15 protein-coding genes are annotated in these 14,224 nt (G+C 70.7%); 5 read left to right on the plus strand and 10 right to left on the minus strand.

What is annotated here, in order from left to right; translation table 11 throughout:
- Positions 1–36 precede the first annotated feature (36 nt).
- From KHC28_RS17015 to KHC28_RS17030, 4 genes are read left to right on the plus strand one after another with little or no spacing between them, the layout of a single operon-like run.
- Positions 37–915, plus strand: a complete 879-nt coding sequence (locus KHC28_RS17015) for an ABC transporter substrate-binding protein (RefSeq protein WP_214009532.1) — start codon at positions 37–39, stop codon at positions 913–915.
- Positions 912–1,907: a FecCD family ABC transporter permease gene (locus tag KHC28_RS17020; protein WP_214009533.1), complete on the plus strand. Its 996-nt coding sequence runs from the start codon at positions 912–914 to the stop codon at positions 1,905–1,907. Before KHC28_RS17015 ends, KHC28_RS17020 begins: the two co-directional genes overlap by 4 nt.
- Positions 1,904–2,956 carry a FecCD family ABC transporter permease gene (locus tag KHC28_RS17025; protein WP_214009534.1) on the plus strand — a complete coding sequence of 351 codons (1,053 nt, stop codon included), beginning with the start codon at positions 1,904–1,906 and terminating at the stop codon, positions 2,954–2,956. The genes KHC28_RS17020 and KHC28_RS17025 overlap by 4 nt, the downstream gene beginning before the upstream one ends.
- Entirely contained in the window at positions 2,953–3,768 is an 816-nt protein-coding gene (locus KHC28_RS17030) for an ABC transporter ATP-binding protein (protein WP_214009535.1), read from the plus strand. The genes KHC28_RS17025 and KHC28_RS17030 overlap by 4 nt, the downstream gene beginning before the upstream one ends.
- Here KHC28_RS17030 and KHC28_RS17035 read toward each other — a convergent pair.
- The 9 genes from KHC28_RS17035 to KHC28_RS17075 all read right to left on the minus strand — a co-directional run bounded on the left by KHC28_RS17035 (position 3,765) and on the right by KHC28_RS17075 (position 12,703).
- A complete protein-coding gene (locus KHC28_RS17035; RefSeq protein ID WP_214009536.1) occupies positions 3,765–4,226 on the minus strand; it encodes an SRPBCC family protein in 462 nt (153 codons plus the stop codon). The two genes, KHC28_RS17030 and KHC28_RS17035, sit on opposite strands and share 4 nt — an antisense overlap.
- Positions 4,227–4,246: 20 nt before the next feature.
- On the minus strand, positions 4,247–4,951 hold the full coding sequence (locus tag KHC28_RS17040) for an ABC transporter ATP-binding protein (protein WP_214009960.1): 705 nt from the start codon (positions 4,949–4,951) through the stop codon (positions 4,247–4,249).
- Positions 4,944–5,699 (minus strand): ABC transporter ATP-binding protein, encoded by a 756-nt coding sequence (locus KHC28_RS17045; protein WP_214009537.1) that lies wholly within the window; start codon positions 5,697–5,699, stop codon positions 4,944–4,946. Before KHC28_RS17045 ends, KHC28_RS17040 begins: the two co-directional genes overlap by 8 nt.
- Positions 5,696–6,661, minus strand: a complete 966-nt coding sequence (locus KHC28_RS17050; protein ID WP_246564990.1) for a branched-chain amino acid ABC transporter permease — start codon at positions 6,659–6,661, stop codon at positions 5,696–5,698. Before KHC28_RS17050 ends, KHC28_RS17045 begins: the two co-directional genes overlap by 4 nt.
- Before the next feature lie 45 nt (positions 6,662–6,706).
- Entirely contained in the window at positions 6,707–7,579 is an 873-nt protein-coding gene (locus tag KHC28_RS17055) for a branched-chain amino acid ABC transporter permease (protein WP_214009539.1), read from the minus strand.
- Between the two features lie 28 nt (positions 7,580–7,607).
- Positions 7,608–8,864, minus strand: a complete 1,257-nt coding sequence (locus KHC28_RS17060; protein ID WP_214009540.1) for an ABC transporter substrate-binding protein — start codon at positions 8,862–8,864, stop codon at positions 7,608–7,610.
- 97 nt (positions 8,865–8,961) lie between these two features.
- A complete protein-coding gene (locus tag KHC28_RS17065; protein WP_214009541.1) occupies positions 8,962–11,337 on the minus strand; it encodes a xanthine dehydrogenase family protein molybdopterin-binding subunit in 2,376 nt (791 codons plus the stop codon).
- Entirely contained in the window at positions 11,334–11,846 is a 513-nt protein-coding gene (locus tag KHC28_RS17070; protein ID WP_214009542.1) for a (2Fe-2S)-binding protein, read from the minus strand. Before KHC28_RS17070 ends, KHC28_RS17065 begins: the two co-directional genes overlap by 4 nt.
- A complete protein-coding gene (locus KHC28_RS17075; RefSeq protein ID WP_214009543.1) occupies positions 11,843–12,703 on the minus strand; it encodes an FAD binding domain-containing protein in 861 nt (286 codons plus the stop codon). Before KHC28_RS17075 ends, KHC28_RS17070 begins: the two co-directional genes overlap by 4 nt.
- Before the next feature lie 214 nt (positions 12,704–12,917).
- Here KHC28_RS17075 and KHC28_RS17080 point away from each other — a divergent pair, with 214 nt between their 5' ends.
- A complete protein-coding gene (locus KHC28_RS17080; protein ID WP_214009961.1) occupies positions 12,918–13,541 on the plus strand; it encodes a TetR/AcrR family transcriptional regulator in 624 nt (207 codons plus the stop codon).
- Positions 13,542–13,588: 47 nt separating this feature from the next.
- On the opposite strand, the gene otnC is transcribed toward KHC28_RS17080, so the two are convergent.
- Positions 13,589–14,224, minus strand: a complete 636-nt coding sequence (gene otnC, locus KHC28_RS17085) for a 3-oxo-tetronate 4-phosphate decarboxylase (RefSeq protein WP_214009962.1) — start codon at positions 14,222–14,224, stop codon at positions 13,589–13,591.

Genomic DNA, 14,224 nt, shown 5'->3' on the forward strand with positions numbered 1-14,224 from the left:
ACCGCCAGTCGGCGCGGCGTCATCGGGGGCGGGCTCATGCTCGCCCTCTCGGCGTTTTCCGCGCGGGGCGAGGATGCGCGCCGGCGGGTGGAGATGCCGCTCGGCGCGCTCGACGTCCCCGTACCGCCGCGCCGCGTCGTCGCCATCGATTCCCGCATCAGCCTCGAATCCGCGCTGGCGCTCGACCTGCCGCTGGTTGGCTACAGCCACAGCCGCGCACGGCCCTGGGTGCCGGTGCCGGCCTCGGTGCCGATGCTGGCGGCGCCGCCGGACCTCGAGCAGATTCTCATGCTGGCGCCCGACCTCATCCTGTGTCCGGACACCGCGCCCGCCTCCGACTGGTGGCCACTCGACCGGCTGCAGGCCATCGCTCCGGTGCTGCCAAGCAGCCACCGTGTCACCTGGCAGGCCAATCTGCGCGATCTCGCCGGCTGGCTGGACCGCATGGATCTGGCGCAGGCGCGCATCGCCGACCACGCCGCCCGCATCGCCGGCATCCGCGCGCGCCACGGTGCCACCATTGCCGGCACCCGCGTGGCGGCGCTGTATTTCGACCCGCTGAAACGCCGCGCCATGGTGTGCAGCGCCGGCACCGGCTACGGCCTGCTGATGCCGGCGCAGGTGTTGGCCGAGCTTGGCGGCAGCGAGATCGCCGCCGACCGGCTCGGCCCTTATGGCGAGGTGGCGCTGGAATCCTTCGGCGCGGTGCTCGGCGCCGCCGATGCGCTGCTGCTCATCGATTTCGGCGACGGTGCGCCCCAGGCGCTCGCCCGCGAGCCGCTGTGGCGCCGGCTGCCGGCGGTGCGGGCCGGCCGCGTGGAAACCGTCGCCGGCAACTGCACCTTCGGCGCCGGCTACACCGCGGACTATCTGGCGACCGCCTGGCAGGCGCTCTATGCGCGGGTGGAGGCATGAGCCGGCGCGCCTTCCGCCTGGCGCTGTTCTCGACGGCGCTGTTGGTGCTCGCCGCCGGCCTCGGGCTGCTGGCCGGCCCGCGCAGCCTGTCGCTGGCCGCGCTGGCCGAGGCGGTGCGCGGGCACGGCGACGACGAGGCCTGGCTGATCCTCGCCGGGCTGCGCGCACCGCGCGTGCTGCTCGGCGGCCTCGTCGGCGCGGCGCTGGCGGTAGCGGGCGGCATCATCCAGGCGGCGACACGCAATCCGCTCGGCGATCCCGGCCTTCTCGGCATCAATGCCGGCGCCGGCCTCGCCGTGGTGGTCGGCACCGGGCTGCTCGGGCTGGCCGGCGCCGGCTGGATTCTCGTCCTCGCCGCGCTGGGGGCGACGCTGGCGGCGCTGGCGGTGCCCCTGCTGGCCGGGCTGGCGCGCAGCAGCGACGCGCCGGTGCGGCTTACCCTGGCGGGCGTCGCGGTGGGGGCATTGTGCTACGGGCTGACCCAGGCGGCGGCGCTGGCCGATCCCGAGCGCTTCGACCTGGTGCGCAACTGGCGGGTGGGCGCGCTGTCCGGCGACGCGGCGGCGCTGCTGCCGGCGGTGGCGCCGGCACTGCTCGCCGGCTTTCTCGTGAGCGCGCTGCTGGCGCCGGCACTCAACGTCGCGGCGCTCGGCGAGGAGCGCGCGGCGACGCTCGGCCTGCCGCTCGGCGCCACGCGGGCGCTCGCCCTGCTCGCGGTGATTCTGCTCGCGGGCGGCGCGACGGCGGCGGCCGGGCCGATCGGCTTTGTCGGCCTCGCCGCACCGCATGCCGTGCGGCTGCTGGTCGGGGCCGATGCGCGGGCGGCGCTCGTCCATGCCGGACTGATCGGCGCCGCGCTGGTCATCGCCGCCGACGCGCTCGGCCGGGTGGCGGTGGCGCCGGCCGAGGTGCCGGTCGGCATCGTCACCACGCTTGTGGGCGCGCCGGTGCTGCTCCTGCTGGTGCGCACCCGCGCCCGGAGGCCGGCATGAGCCTCGTCCGCGACACCGTGCGGCCGGCGCCGCTGCGGCTGCGCGTCGGGCCGGCGGCGCTGAAGCTGGAGCGACGCATGGCGGGCGTGTGCCTCGCTCTGGCGCTGGGCGCCGTCGCGCTCGCGCTCGCGGCCTTGTGCATCGGCACGCTGCCGGTGACGCCGCTGCAGGCGGGACGGGCGCTGATCGGCGAGGGGCCGGCGGCGGTCCGGCTGGTGGTGACCGAGTGGCGTGCGCCGCGCGTCGCCGGCGCGCTGATGGTCGGCGCCGCGCTCGGCATGGCCGGCGCGCTGTTCCAGACGCTGCTGCGCAACCCGCTCGGCAGCCCGGACATCGTCGGCTTCGACGCCGGGGCGTTCAGCGGCGCACTGCTCGCCATGCTGGCCGGGGCGGGGCCGCTGGCGGTCGCCGGCGCCGGTTTCGGCGGCGGGCTCGTCGCCGGGCTCGCGGTGTTCCTGCTCGCCGGCGCCGGGAGGCGGCTGGCGCTGATCCTCACCGGCATCGCTGTCGGGGCGCTGTTCACCGCGCTGAACGACTGGATCATCCTCACCGCCCGGCTCGATACCGCGCTGGCGGCGGCAAGCTGGCGGCTCGGTTCGCTCGCCGGCATCGAGCGCGGCCGTCTTGTCGCGGCGGCGGCGCTGCTCCTCGTGCTGCTGCCGCTCGGGCTCGCCTGCGCGCGCACGCTACGGGCCCTCGAACTCGGCGAGGAGCGGGCGGCGTCGCTGGGCGAGGCGCGCCGGCCGGCATGGACGCGCATCGCGCTGGTCGGGCTGGCGCTCACGGCCACCGCGACCTTCCTCGCCGGGCCGATCGGCTTCGTGGCGCTGATCGCGCCGCAGATCGCGCGGAGCCTCACGCGCAGCGCCGGCCTGCCGCTGCTGGCCTCGGCACTGTCCGGCGCGGTGTTCCTGCTGGCGAGCGACGTGGCGGGGCGGCTGCTGTTCGCCCCGCGCACTATCCCCGCCGGGGCGCTGACTGCGGCAGTCGGCGGCGTCTATTTCGTCGCGCTGCTGTGGATGCGGCGGACCGGCGGAGCGATGCGATGAGCGTGGCGGCGAGCGCGACACTTGCGCTGGAGGCGCGCGGCCTGGTGGCCGGGCATGGCGGACGCGCGGTGCTGGACGGCATCGATATCGGCTTTCCGCGCGGCGGCTTCTCGATCGTCGTCGGCCCCAACGCTTCCGGCAAGTCGACGCTGCTGCGCTGCCTCGCCAGCCTGATCCGGCCGATGGCGGGGGAGGTGCGGCTGGACGGCGAGAACATCGCCGGGCTGGGGCGGCGCGTGCTGGCCCGCCGGCTCGGCCTGCTGCCGCAACACATGGAGTTTCCCGAGGGCATACGGGTCGAGGAACTGGTGGGGCGCGGCCGCCACCCGCATCAGAGCCTGCTGCGGCAATGGTCCGATGCCGACGAGGTCGCCGTCACTGACGCGATGCGGGTCACCGGCACCGCGTCGCTGGCCGGACGGCCGGTGCAGCAGCTCTCCGGCGGCCAGCGCCAGCGTGTGTCGATCGCCATGGCGCTGGCCCAGGAAACGCCGATCCTGCTGCTCGACGAGCCGACCACCTATCTCGACCTCGCCCACCAGATCGAGGTGCTCGATTTGTGCCTGACGCTCAACCGGCTGGGTAAGACGCTGGTCGCGGTGCTGCACGACCTCAACCTCGCCTGCCGCTATGCCAGCCATCTCGTCGCGATGAAGGACGGGCGGATCGCGGCGCAGGGCGCGCCGGCCGATATCGTCAGCGCGTCCTTCGTCGCACGGGTGTTCGGCATCGATGCCCTGGTGCTGCCGGACCCGCTGACCGGCACGCCGATGGTGATTCCCGCCGCCCCGCACGGGCACCGGGCCGGCTAGGACGGCAGCGCGGCGGCACTGGCCTTCAGCCGCTCGGCGAAGGCGGTGAAGAACTGGTCCGCCAGCTTGCGCGCGGTGGCCTGCACCAGCCGGCCGCCGAGCGAGGCCAGCTTGCCGCCGATCTCCGCCGTGGCAGCGTAGCCGAGCACGGTCTCCTCGCCGTCGGCGGCGAGCGTCACCGCCGAGGCGCCCTTGGCGAAGCCGGCGACGCCCCCATTGCCCTGGCCGACGATGCGGCAGCCCTCGGGCGCCTCGATGTCCTGCAACTCCACCGTACCGGCGAAGTTCGCCGACATCGGCCCGACCTTGAGCTGCACCTTGGCGCGGAAGCCGGTCGGCGAGGTCTGTTCCAGTTCCTTGCAGCCGGGAATACAGGCCTTCAATGTCTCGACGTCGAAAAGCGCCGCCCAGACCGCCGCGCGCGGCGCGGCGATGCGGTGTTCGCCGGTAATCTCCATGAAGTGTCCTCCGGGCGCCGTCACACGGCGCAGTAGCGTTCCTGGATGGCCTTGTCGGCGAGCAGCGCCGCCGCAGAGCTGGAATGGACGATCTCGCCCTGGTCGATGATGACCGCCCGGTCGGCGAGCCTGAGCGCCCATTCGACGTTCTGCTCGACCAGCAGGAGGGTGACGCCCTCATCGCGCAGCCGGCGGAACAGCGCGCCCATCTCCTCGACCAGCACCGGCATGATGCCTTCCGACGGTTCGTCGAGCAGGATCATGCGCGGGCCGGCAATCATGGCGCGGGCGATGGCCAGCATCTGCTGCTCGCCGCCCGACAGGGTGACGCCCTGCTGGTCGAGCCGCTCCTTCAGACGCGGGAAGGTGCGGGCGATTTCGTCGATGGCGGCCCGCTCGTCGATACGGCCGCCAGCGGCGAGCAGGCCGAGCTGCAGGTTCTCCCGCACCGACAGGCCCGGCACGATGCGCCGCTCCTCCGGCACATAGGCGAGGCCGAGCCGGAAGCGGGCATGGGCGGGAAGCGTCAGCAACTCGGTGCCGGCGAAGCGCACCGAGCCGGTCGCCTTCGGCATCAGCCCCATCACCGAGCGGATGGTGGTGGTCTTGCCGGCGCCGTTCCGGCCGACCAGCGCGACGATCTCGCCCGGCTCCACCGCCAGCGACAGGCCGTGCAGCACATGGCTGGCGCCGTACCAGGCGTTCAGTTCCTCGATTTCAAGCATAGCCATCGTTCTGTCCCAGATAGACGCGGCGGACCTCCGGGTCCGACTGGATGTGGCGCGGGTCGCCGTCGGCGATCAGCCGGCCGTGATGCAGCACGAGGATGCGGTCGCTGAGACCGAGGATCATCTTCATCTTGTGCTCGACCAGGAGGACGGTGCGGTCGGCCGCCAGCTTCTCCAGCAGCGCGACCATGTCGCGGGTCTCCTCCGGGCCCATGCCGGCGGTCGGCTCGTCGAGCAGCAGAAGCTCGGGATCGGCGACGAGGGCGATGGCGATCTCCAGCGCCCGCTGCTGGCCATGGGCGAGGAACTTCGCCGTGGTGGCGCGCCGGCCGATGAGGCCGACGGCGGCCAGCGCGGCGTCGGCCTTCGCGTCGAGCTCGCTCATCGCCTCGCGCGGACGCCAGATGTCGTAGCGCGCGCGGAAGGCCTGCGCGGCGACGCGGACATTCTCGTGCACCGACAGCTCTGGGAAGATGTTGGTGATCTGGTAGGAGCGGGCGATGCCGAGATGCACGAAGCGGTGCTGCGGCGTGCCGGTGATGTCGCGGCCCTTGAAGCGGATCGTCCCGGCCGAGGGGGCGAGCACGCCGGAGAGCAGGTTGAAGAAGGTGCTCTTGCCGGCACCGTTGGGGCCGATGATCGCCGTCACCCGGTTCGGCTCGAAGGCGGCGGTGACGCCTTCGAGCGCGACGAAGCCACCGAAGCGCCGACCGATATTCTCCACCGCGAGAAGGGGCGCGCTCATCGGCCGGCCCTCCAGGCGAGCGCGGTGCCCCAGATGCCCTTGGGCAGGAACAGCACGAACAGGATGAACACCGTGCCGACGACGATCTGCCAGTGCGGGGTCCACAGCGCGACCACGTCCTCCATCAGCAGGAAGGCGAGGGCGCCGATGAAGGGACCGAAGAAGCTGCCGGCGCCGCCGAGCAGCGTCATCATCACGATCATGCCGGAGGTCTGGATGCTCAGCGTGTCCAGCGGCACGATGGCGAGGTGCAGCGCGAACAGCGTGCCGGCCAGCGCGCAGACGAGGCCCGACAGGGTGAAGGCGATCACCTTCGAGCGCTCGACGTCGTAGCCGCAGGCGCGCGCCCGGGTCTCGTTCTCGCGGATCGCCTCGATCACCGCCCCGAAGGGCGAGCCGAGCACGCGCGAGACGAACCACAGCGCGGCGGCGGCGAAGGCCATCAGCACATAGTACTTCTTGATGGGATCGAGGAAGTCGACCGGCCAGCCGAACAGCTCGATGCGCGCCACGGTGAAGCCGCGCAGGCCGTTCTCGCCGCCGGTGAGCGAGGTGGCCTGCAGCGCCGTGTAGTAGACGAGCTGCGCCAGCGCCAGCGTCACCATCGAGAAGTAGATGCCGCGGGTGCGGATCGACAAGAGGCCGACCACGAAGGCGAGGGCGCCGCCGACCAGCATGCCGAACGGGATCGCCGCGTACCAGGGCAGGCCGAGCTGGCCGATGCCGAGGCCGGCGGCATAGGCACCGGCGCCGAAGAAGGCGGCGTGGCCGAAGGACAGCATGCCGGTATAGCCGAACAGCAGATTGTAGCCGACGGCGACCAGCCCGTAGATCAGCACGTTGACGGCCAGCGCCTGCGAGGGCAGCACCCAGGGCAGCAGGCACAGGACGAGGATGGAGAGCGGCACCCGCCAGGCGGCGAGGCGGGCGCGCCAGCCGCGCCGGCCGGCGGGGCCGGCCATCACCTGCGCGACGGAGTGGACGGAGGCGGTCATGTCGGGATCTCCTCACGCCCGTCCGGGCTTGCCGAACAGCCCCTGCGGGCGGATCAGCAGCACGAGGGCCATCAGGGCGAACATCACGATGGTCGCCATTTCGGGGGCGAACAGCGCCGTCATGCTGACGGCGATGCCAATGAGCAGGCCGGCGACCACCGCGCCGACCAGCGAACCCATGCCGCCGATGACGGTGACGACGAAGGCTTCCGCGAGCACCAGCGCCCCCATTTCCGGGTCGACGCTACGCATCGGCGCGGCGAGCACGCCGCCGAGCGCGGTGAGCCCGACGCCGAGGCCGAACACCATGAGCCAGACCTTCGCGACGTCGACGCCGAGCACCCGCATGATCTGCGGGTCGCGCGCGCCGGCCCGCACGATCAGGCCGAACCTGGTCTTCTCCAGCCCCAGCCACAGCAGCACGAGCACCACCGCGACGACGCCGACCACGAACAGCCGGTAGATCGGGAAATAGCCGATGCCGAGATCGGCGACGCCCGACAGCTCCGGCGGGGTGGGGAAGGGCATGCCCTCATTGCCGAAGGCGATGCGCACGCTCTCCACCAGCACGTAGCCGAGGCCGAAGGTGAGCAGCAGCGGATCGTCGACCGAGCGCTTGTAGAGCGGGCGGATCAGCACTCTCTCGATCAGCATCCCGAAGGCGCCCACCGCAAGGGGGGCGATCAGCAGTCCCCACCAGAAGCTGCCGGTGAGCGTGGCGACGTAGAGCCCGGCATAGGCTCCGACCATGAACAGCGCGCCATGGGCGAAGTTCACCACGCCCAGCATGCCGAAGATGATCGACAGGCCGAGCGCGACCATGACGAGGATGGCGCCAAGCGCCACCCCCGAGAAAAGCTGCATGGCGATGAGTTCGGCATCCATCACGGCGCCTCCCTGACAAGGTGGCGGATCAGGACGGGAAGCCGAGCTCGGCGCAGCTGCGCAATATGTCCTCGGAGGCCGGCTCGACCGCGAGGATGCGGAACGGATCGGCCTGATCCGGCGTGTCGGCCTTGGCCTTGGATTGCAGCACCAGCACCGACTGCACCGACTGGTGGTCGCATTTGCGGTAGTGCTGCGGCCCCTTGGCGACGTCGTAGGTGAGGTTCTCCAGCGCCGCCACCACCTTGTCGGTGTCGGTGCCGCCGGCCTTCTCCATGGCGAGCAGCAGCGAGGAAATGCCGGTGAAGCCGTAGGCGCCGTAGTCGGTCGGGTAGGCGCCGTTATACGCCGCCTTGTAGGCGTCGTTGAACGCCTTGGCCGAGGGCAGGGTGTCCTGCAGCTTCCAGTAATAATTGGCGCCGCCGATCACGCCCTCATAGGCCTCCGCGCCGATGCCGAGGCGCTGGGTGTAGAGCAGCACCGGCACCACGATCTTCGCCTGCTTGTTGAGGCCGAAATCCACCGCCTGCTTGATCGAATTGGCCTGGTCGCGGCCGAAATTGCAGATGCAGAGGATGTCCGGCTTCATCGCGCGCAGTCGCGGCATGAAGGTCGAATAATCGGGAGCACCGATCGGGTGCAGGATCTCGCCGACGCTCTCGGCGCCGATCGCCGCCTGCGCCCGCTTGAAGCCGCGCAGGATCTCGTGGCCAAAGGCGTAGTCGGCGACGAGATAGGCGATCTTCATGCCGGGCTTGAAGCTGTGCTTGGCGACGGCGGCGGTGGTCATGTGCGGGTTCAGCGCCTCGTGGAAGGTGACGCGGCTGAAATCCTTGACCTCGTTGATGGTGTCGGACTGGCTGATCGAGACGAAGATGACACCGCGGGCGCGGGTCACCTCGTTGATCGCCAGCTGCACCGCACTCGACAGCGAGCCGACCACGGCGTGGACCTTTTCCTTCTCGATCAGCTCCAGCGTGCGGGTGGCGGCCTCGCCGGCGTTCATCTTGTCGTCGCGTACGAGCAGCTCGACCTTGCGCCCGCCGATGCCGCCCTTGTCGTTGACGAGCTTCACCGCCAGCTCGGCGCTGCGCACCTGGTCCTTCGCCTCGGCGGCATAGGGGCCGGTCAGCGGGGTGGGAAAGCCGATGCGGATCGTCTCAGCCTGCGCCCGCAGCAGCCCGGGCATGGCGAGCGTGGCGGTGCCGGCGGCGAGGCCGGCCAGCGCGTGGCGGCGGGTTATGCGAAACGCAGGCAGGCCGGATGTCGGGCCGTTGCTGGTCATGGTTTCCTCCGAGGAATTTCATTCTTGTCGTTGTGTTTGGCGTTGTGCTTGGCGGCAGTGTGTTGTCAGTCGATACGTTTTAATCAGTGGCTTGTCGTCAGATCTTGCCGAGCGACTTCAACAGTCGCTCCGGTGTCATCGGTATCTGGGCGATGCTCGCCCCGAGGGGCGCCATCGCGTCGTTGACGGCATTGAGTGCCGCTGCCGAGGCGGCGGCGGTGCCGGCCTCGCCGCAGCCCTTGGCGCCGAGCGCGGTGTCGGCGGTCGGGGTCTCGATATGGCCGACGACGATGTCGGGCATCTCGCAGGCCATCGGCACGAGGTAATCGGCGAGCGAGCCGTTGGTAAGCTGGCCGTTGTCGTCGTAGCGGCACTCCTCGAAGAAGGCGGCGCCGAGCCCCTGCACCACGCCGCCGCGCACCTGCTCGTCGACCAGCAGCGGGTTGATGATGCGGCCGCAATCCTCCACCACCCAATGCTTCAGGACCTTCACCAGCCCGGTGTCGGCGTCGAGTTCGACATGGCAGCCCTGGATGCCGTTGGTGAAGGCGAAGGGGTAGCCCTGCGGCGCGTAGTGATGGGTGATAGACAATTGCGCCCGCGCGTCCGGCGGCAGGGTGTCGGAGCGGAAATAGGCGATGCGGGCGACCTCGGCGAGGCTGACCCGCTCGGCACCGGAGAGGGCGTCGACGACGATGCCATCGCGCAGGTCGAGATCGCCGGGCCGCGCCTGCAGGATGGTGGCGGCCAGCGCCAGCACGTTGTCGCGCAGCCGGCGGGCCGCCTGTAGCGCCGTCTCGCCGCCGATGCCGGCGCCCCGGCAGGCCCATGTCGCCCCGCCATGCGGGGTGATCTCGGTGTCGCCGGTGATGACCCGCACCTTCTCGCGCGCCACGCCGAACTGGTCGGCGACGATCTGGCCGATGATGGTCTCGGTGCCCTGGCCCTGCTCGGTCACCGAGATTAGGCACCGCACCTCGCCCGAGGGGGTGACGCTCAGCGTGGCGCCGTCCTGTGCCGAGATGCGGGCGCCGCCTATGCCGTAGAAGGCCGGGCTGGGATTGGAGATCTCGACGAAGCTGGCGATGCCGATGCCGCGATGGATGCCGCGCGCCCGTAGCGCCGCCTGCTCGGCGCGCAGCGCGTCATAATCCATCAGCGCCTTGAGCCGGACGAGGCTGGCCTGGTGCGACAGCGCCTCGAACTGGTAGCCGGTCGGCGAGGAGCAGGGGTAGGCGTCGTCGGGGATCAGGTTCCTCTCGCGCATCGCCGCCGGATCGAGGCCGGCGCGGGCGGCGGCCAGATCGACCAACCGCTCGGTGACGGCGCAGGCAACGGGATGGCCGACGGCGCGGTACTGGCTGGTCTGCACCTTGTTCTGGAACACCACCGACAGCTCCGCGCGGTAGTTGCGGAAGCGGTAGGGTGCGCCCATCAGCCGGATCACCTGATTGCCTTCCACCGCGCTGGTGCGCGGATAGGTCGAGAAGGCGCCGATGGCGGTGACATCGTCGACGTCCATGGCGAGGATGGTGCCGTCATCATCCACCGCCATGCGGGCGCGCACCCGGTGATCGCGGGCATGGATGTCGGAAACGAAGGATTCCATCCGGTCGGCGACGTATTTCACCGGCCGGCGGCACAGGAGGGAAAGGCCGACCACCGCCATGTCCTCGTGATAGACATGCAGCTTCATGCCGAACGAGCCACCGAGGTCCGGCGCGATCACCCGCACGCTGGCTTCCGAAATGCCGTAATGGCGCGAATAGAGGTCCTGGAACTGGTAGGGCGTCTGGGTGGCGTGGTGGACGGTGAGCTTGCCCTCGCTGGCGTCCCAATCGGCGAGGATGGCGCGCGGCTCCAGCGTCACCGCGGTGTGGCGGCCGAAATGGAACTCTTCCTCGACGACATGGGCGGCGCCCGCGAACAGCGCGTCGATGCCGCCGGTGTCGAGGCGGCTGCGGAAGCACAGATTGTCCTCGATCCCCGCCGCCGCACGGGCGGCGTCGGGTTCGCGGGCGGTGTCGATGTCGGCGACCGGCGGCAGTTCCTCGAACTCGACGAGAACCGCCTCGGCGGCGTCCTCCGCCTGGGCACGGCTGTCGGCGACCACCGCGACCACGGCCTGCCCGGACCACAGCACCTCCTCGACCGGCAGCGGCAGCTGCGGCGCCGACTTCATGCCCTTGAAATGGTCGAGCGTGCCGACCCAGGGCGTGCAGAGCCGCGCGAGGTCGGCGCCGGTGGCAACAAGGCGCACACCCGGCATGGCTCGCGCCGCTTCCACATCGATGGAGACGATACGGGCATGGGCATAGGGGCTGCGCAGGAAGGCGGCGTGCAGCATGCGTGGCAACACGAGATCGGTGACATAGCGCCCGCGCCCGGCCAGAAGGCGCTTGGCGTTGGGGCGCGTCACCGCGCGGCCGATATAGGAGTTGGGGCGGTCGAGGCTCCCGAGCGGGGCGTTCATGCCGGCTCCTCCGCGAAGGCGGGCGCCGTCTCGCCCGCCGCCCGCCGTCTGGCGACGGTCTCGATGGCGTCGACGATCGCCTCATAGCCGGTGCAGCGGCAGTAATTGCCGGACAGCGCGTCGCGGATCTCCGCCCGGCTCGGCAGGGGGAGGCGGGCGAGCAGCCCCTGCGCGGCGATGAGCATGCCCGGCGTGCAGAAGCCGCATTGCAGGGCGTTGCGTTCGTGGAAGGCGCGCTGGAGGTCGGCGATGACCGTGCTTTCCGTCAGCCCCTCGACAGTGGCGATCTCAGTGCCCGCCGCCTGCACGGCGAAGGTGAGGCAGGCATGCACCGGCAGGCCGTCGAGCATGACGAGGCAGGCGCCGCAGACCCCCATCTCGCAGCCGGTATGGGTGCCGGTGAGGCCGAGGTCGCGGCGCAGTAAATCGGCCAGCGTCTCGCGCGGCTCGACGAGGCGGGTCAGCGTCTCGCCATTGACGGTGAGGGTGACGGGCAGCGTCGCGCTCATGCGGCCTCCGCGATCTGGGCGAGCAGGCGGCCGAGCAGCACGCGGGCGAGATGACAACGCATCGCCGCCGGCACCTCGGGGGCGTCCGGCGGATCGAGATCGTCCATCAGGGCCGCCTGGGCGTGGCGGATGGCGTCGGCGTCGAGCGCCGCGCCGGTCAGCGCCGCCTCGGCGGCGTGCGCCCGCAGCGGCGTCGGACCGACCGACAAGAGGGCGATGCGCGCTTCCTCCACCACGCCACCGGACATGGCGAGGATGATTCCGCAGCCGGCCAGCGCGTAGTCGCCGCGCCGGCGGGCGATCTCGTCGAAGGCGCAGCGGTGCTCCGGCCGCGCGACGGGAATATGCAGGGCGACGAGCAGTTCGCCGGGTTCAAGCGCCGTCTGGTAGAGGTCGAGGAAGAAGGCGTCGGCCGGCACGCGCCGGATGCCCTCCGGCCCGGCGATCTCCATCTCCGCACCCATGGCCAGCATCATCGCCGGAAATTCGGAGGCGGGATCGGCGAGGGCGACGCTGCCACCCAGCGTGCCGCGGTTGCGGATCGCCGGATGCGCGACATGAGGCGCGGCCAGCGCCAGCAGCGGGGCATGCGCGGCGATCAGCGGATGGTCATGGGCGTCGACATGGCGGGTCAGCGCGCCGAGCCGCAGCCAGCCCGCCTCGACCGCGATGCCGCGCAACTCGGCGATATGGCCGATGTCGATCAGCCACGCCGGCGCCTGCAGGCGCAGCGCCAGCGCCGGCACCAGGCTTTGCCCGCCGGCAATGTAGCTGGCGTCGCCGTCCGCCTCGGCAAAGGCGGCCAGCGCCTCCGCGACGCTGGCGGGGCGTGCATAGTCAAAGGCTCGGGCTTTCAAGGCTCCGAACTCCCTGGCTGCGTTTCCTATCCAGATTTGTAACCATCTGGTCTCAAAATGAACGCACGACAGCCGGAGGGCGTCAAGTTAAAATGACCATGTGGTCACAAATTTGCGCCGGCAGATCCTTGCGCTATATTTGTGAATGCATAACGGAGCGCGCATGACGATTGTCGAAGACGATGTGGCCGAGACCCGCCCCCGCCGGCGCAACATGCGGGCCGCCGAGCGCGAGCAGGCCATTCTGGACGAGGCGATCCGCTTCTTCGCCGAACAGGGTTTCGAGGGGCAGACCCGCGAGCTCGCCAAACGCATGGGCATCACCCATTCGGCGATCTACCGGCATTTCCCCAGCAAGGAGGCGCTGATCGAGCGTGTCTACGAACACGTCTATCTCAGCCGCTGGAAATCGTCCTGGGGGCCGCTGATCGCCGACCGGTCACGGCCGGTCGGCCAGCGGCTCGAGCAGTTCTATCGCGAATATGTCGAGCAGGTGTTCGACCATGACTGGGTGCGGATCTTCGTCTTCTCCGGCCTGCGCTCGGTCGACATCACCAGCCGCTATCTCGACATGGTCCGGCGCGAGGTCATCGAGCCCGCCTGCGCCGAGCTGCGCGCCGAGTTCGGCCTGCCCGAGGTGAGCGAGGCGCCGCTCAGCGAGCGCGAGACCGAGATGTTCTGGGGCCTGCACGGCCGTATCTTCTACATCGCGATCCGGCGCTATGTGTACCAGGCGCCGGCGCCGCGCGACCTCGACGAGATCATCTCGGATGCGGTGCGTATCTTCGTCATCGGCGCCCGCGAGGTACTGCCGGAGATCGTGCGCGGCCGGCGCTGAGGCGGAGGTCCGTCGCGCCGGGGAGGGCACCTCAGCTGGGCAGTGTCTTAGCTGGGGAAATGCCGCTCCAGATCCTCGATCGCCTCGCAGGTCAGCGGTGCGGCGCGGCGCTCGCCGATGAGGAAGAACAGCTTGGCGGTCTCCTCCAGCTCCTCATAGGCGTGTACCGCCTCCGCCAGCGTCTTGCCGGCGACGATCGGTCCGTGATTGGCGAGCAGCATCGCCTTGTGACTGCGGGCAAAGCCGCGCACCGCTTCGGCGAGCTGGCGGTCGCCGGGCCGAAAATACGGCACCAGCGGCAGCTTGCCGACCCGCATGACGTGATAGGCGGTCAGCGGCGGCAGCACGTTCGAGGTGTCGGCGTGGCACAGGCAGGACACCGCCACGGCGTTGGTGGAATGCAGGTGCACCACCGCCCGCGCCGCCGGCCGCTCTTCATAGACGGCAAGGTGGAAGAACGCTTCCTTGGAAGGCGGATCGCCGCCGAGGTGCCGGCCGCCTGCATCGACTTTGGAAATGCGCTCCGGCGCGAGGAAGCCCAGCGACGAATTGGTCGGCGTCACCAATATGCTGCCGTCGTCGAGCCGCACCGACAGGTTGCCGGCGCTGCCATGGGCGAGGCCGCGCGCATAGAGCAGGGCGCCGAAGCGCACGATCTCGTCGCGCAGGGCGTCCTCGTTCAC

This window comes from Ancylobacter sonchi (genome assembly GCF_018390695.1).
GTDB classification, from domain to species: Bacteria; Pseudomonadota; Alphaproteobacteria; order Rhizobiales; family Xanthobacteraceae; genus Ancylobacter; species Ancylobacter sonchi.

What these genes read in the sequence shown, in the direction of transcription:
- KHC28_RS17035 (WP_214009536.1), bottom strand. Translation starts at nt 4,226, where the DNA reads ATGGAGATTACCGGCGAACACCGCATCGCCGCGCCGCGCGCGGCGGTC.
- KHC28_RS17055 (WP_214009539.1), bottom strand. Translation starts at nt 7,579, where the DNA reads ATGGATGCCGAACTCATCGCCATGCAGCTTTTCTCGGGGGTGGCGCTT.
- KHC28_RS17050 (WP_246564990.1), bottom strand. Translation starts at nt 6,661, where the DNA reads ATGGCCGGCCCCGCCGGCCGGCGCGGCTGGCGCGCCCGCCTCGCCGCC.
- KHC28_RS17025 (WP_214009534.1), top strand. Translation starts at nt 1,904, where the DNA reads ATGAGCCTCGTCCGCGACACCGTGCGGCCGGCGCCGCTGCGGCTGCGC.
- KHC28_RS17070 (WP_214009542.1), bottom strand. Translation starts at nt 11,846, where the DNA reads ATGAGCGCGACGCTGCCCGTCACCCTCACCGTCAATGGCGAGACGCTG.
- KHC28_RS17045 (WP_214009537.1), bottom strand. Translation starts at nt 5,699, where the DNA reads ATGAGCGCGCCCCTTCTCGCGGTGGAGAATATCGGTCGGCGCTTCGGT.
- KHC28_RS17065 (WP_214009541.1), bottom strand. Translation starts at nt 11,337, where the DNA reads ATGAACGCCCCGCTCGGGAGCCTCGACCGCCCCAACTCCTATATCGGC.
- KHC28_RS17040 (WP_214009960.1), bottom strand. Translation starts at nt 4,951, where the DNA reads ATGCTTGAAATCGAGGAACTGAACGCCTGGTACGGCGCCAGCCATGTG.
- KHC28_RS17060 (WP_214009540.1), bottom strand. Translation starts at nt 8,864, where the DNA reads ATGACCAGCAACGGCCCGACATCCGGCCTGCCTGCGTTTCGCATAACC.
- KHC28_RS17020 (WP_214009533.1), top strand. Translation starts at nt 912, where the DNA reads ATGAGCCGGCGCGCCTTCCGCCTGGCGCTGTTCTCGACGGCGCTGTTG.
- KHC28_RS17030 (WP_214009535.1), top strand. Translation starts at nt 2,953, where the DNA reads ATGAGCGTGGCGGCGAGCGCGACACTTGCGCTGGAGGCGCGCGGCCTG.
- KHC28_RS17015 (WP_214009532.1), top strand. Translation starts at nt 37, where the DNA reads ATGCTCGCCCTCTCGGCGTTTTCCGCGCGGGGCGAGGATGCGCGCCGG.
- KHC28_RS17080 (WP_214009961.1), top strand. Translation starts at nt 12,918, where the DNA reads ATGCGGGCCGCCGAGCGCGAGCAGGCCATTCTGGACGAGGCGATCCGC.